The organism is Acidovorax sp. HMWF018, from assembly GCF_003061035.1.
Taxonomy (GTDB): domain Bacteria; phylum Pseudomonadota; class Gammaproteobacteria; order Burkholderiales; family Burkholderiaceae_C; genus Acidovorax; species Acidovorax delafieldii.
Genome location: NZ_QAIM01000075.1, coordinates 1 through 2,248, shown reverse-complemented (window position 1 = coordinate 2,248; position 2,248 = coordinate 1). Strand labels below are relative to the sequence as shown.

The 2,248-nt window shown below is 57.5% G+C and carries 2 protein-coding genes; both read left to right on the top strand.

Annotation, left to right across the window (positions count from 1 at the left end; all coding sequences use genetic code 11):
* Positions 1–811 precede the first annotated feature (811 nt).
* Positions 812–1,981 (top strand): cache domain-containing protein, encoded by a 1,170-nt coding sequence (locus DBR23_RS02800; RefSeq protein WP_108497245.1) that lies wholly within the window; start codon positions 812–814, stop codon positions 1,979–1,981.
* Between the two features lie 5 nt (positions 1,982–1,986).
* The coding region (locus tag DBR23_RS02795; RefSeq protein WP_199227618.1) for a transposase at positions 1,987–2,248 on the top strand (262 nt) is incomplete at its 3' end.

Genomic DNA, 2,248 nt, shown 5'->3' with positions numbered 1-2,248 from the left:
GATTTTAATCACAGTATCCTGCTGGCGCTGCTCTTCGGATGGGCGGGAGGGGAGCGCAGACGAAATTAGGTCAGATTGGCATCTGGTGCACGATGAATATGCACTGGTAGCTATTCCGGGCTGCCAACCCTGCGGCTTGCACCTGATGACCTCCACGCTGTCCCGCAGGTCGGATTCACCTCAGTCCACAGGCATGCCCGACGGCTCTGTAAAAGACTGGACTTCTTGGCGGGCATCGGTGTGGCGACCTCCTGACTAGGTTTGGGTTGATTTCTCAATTTCTATTCAACCTAAACAGGAACATTCCTATGAAGAACAAACTTTTGAAGTTCAGTGTGGCCGCTCTTGCTTTCGATTGCAGGCGTGGCCATGGCCCAAATCGATTGCTGCTCAGAACTCGCTAAGTGCTGCATGGAAATGCTGGGCTGCTGTGATGGATAGGTAAAGCCTAGCTTTCTCAAGAAGGGCTGGCGTCCATGGACACCAGCCCTTTTTTTGTGCTCACAGGGATGCTCAGGCAGCGGCCCGTGAACCCACGCAGGCAATCGACACAGCCGTCGCAAGATAGGTGCGAAACCACTGAAGAAATCCATGCCCATTGTCTCGACCCGTTGCCTCATATCCACATACGCGGGGCGGGGTTTCAAGTGCCGCGGCCGAACCGGATACCTATAGCTATCTAGCCAGACCCACCAGTCGGCTTGGCGATACCATACGGTCAGAATGGAGCGCATCCCGCAAACGGCTGCGGGGGACCGACCGAGGCCTGGATGCAGATCTCCAATACGTGCATAACTACGTAGGACCCGGCATGGCTTTCTCACCTCAGCCCCCCAGTGCGGCGCCTTTGCCTCATCGTTGGCTGAGAATTTCGACCAAGGGCGCTCCCAGTATCCGTGCCACGCTGGCGCTATTGGTGGTTGTTTGTGTCCTCCCAATCTCACTTGTCGCGGGTCTACTGTTCCTCAATTACTACGAGCGAGAACAGATCCAGCTTTCCAAATCTGCGATCAACCGAGCGCAAAGCTTGGTGCTTTCGGTAGACCGGGAGTTTGCAGCAGCCCAATCGGCGCTTCTGGCCCTCAGCACCTCTCACCGCTTGGCGACAGGTGACCTGGAAGGGTTTCACCGTCGCGCACTCGAGGCGCTGGCGAACGTGCGAGCGGACAGCATTCTCGTCCTCGACAGATCCGGTCAGATTCTTCTCTCCACACGCGTTCCATATGGTGACTCACTGCCTAAGGTAGCGGACGCCAAGCTCCTAGAGAGAATTCTGGAAACAGGAAAGCCTGGTGTTTCAGACCTGTTCGTGGGACCGATCACCAACCAGCGGATCTTCACCGTTGGCGTACCGGTGAGGGTCGATGATTCCATTGCCTACTCGCTGAACGCCACCTACACACACCAGCCATTCATGGCCTTGCTGAAGGCCAATGCTTTTCCCGAGACATGGCGCGTAGCGATCACCGACGGTAACAATAGGATCGTGGCTCGGTCACATGAGATTGAGAAGTTTCTTGGCAAACCCGTCGCTCCAGCCTTGTTAGCGCGGATGCAGACGTCCGGCGAAGGCAGTCTGGAGTCCGTCACGCTTGACGGCGTCCCCGTACTGACGGCCTACAGCAGATCGCCGACCTCTCACTGGGGCGTCGCCGTGGGGATTCCCAAGGCGGAACTGACAGCAGGTCTGCGCCAGACATTGCTTCGATTGGTTCTCGCAACACTGGGAGCGCTCGGCCTGGGTTTGTGGCTGGCCTGGTTCGTGGGCGGAAGGGTGGCAAGGTCGATCACTGCGTTGGCCCAGCCTGCAGTGGATATGGTTTCCGGTGTTCCATTGGACATCCCTCTGTTGCACTTCAAGGAGGCCAACGCCATGCGCCAAGCGCTCTTGGACGCATCCGATTCGCTTCGGAAGTCGAGGGTGTACAGAATTTTGTGTAAACGGACAATCCACCGCCGGCGCAAGCCGGCCTGTCGGTAAGCACAATGAACACCAAGAAACACGACGTACCCGAAGAACTGCTGTCTGGCCTGCTGGCCAACTACAAGAAGCCTGAAGACCTCATCGGCGAGAACGGCCTGCTCAAGCAGTTGACCAAGCTGCTGGTCGAGCGAGCCTTGGACGCCGAGCTGACTGAGCACCTGGGCCATGAACGCAACGAAGCGGTGGCCAACCCCGCCGGCAACACCCGAAACGGCAAGAGCAAGAAGACCCTCAAGGGGGAGTTTGGCGAGTTGCCCATCGAGG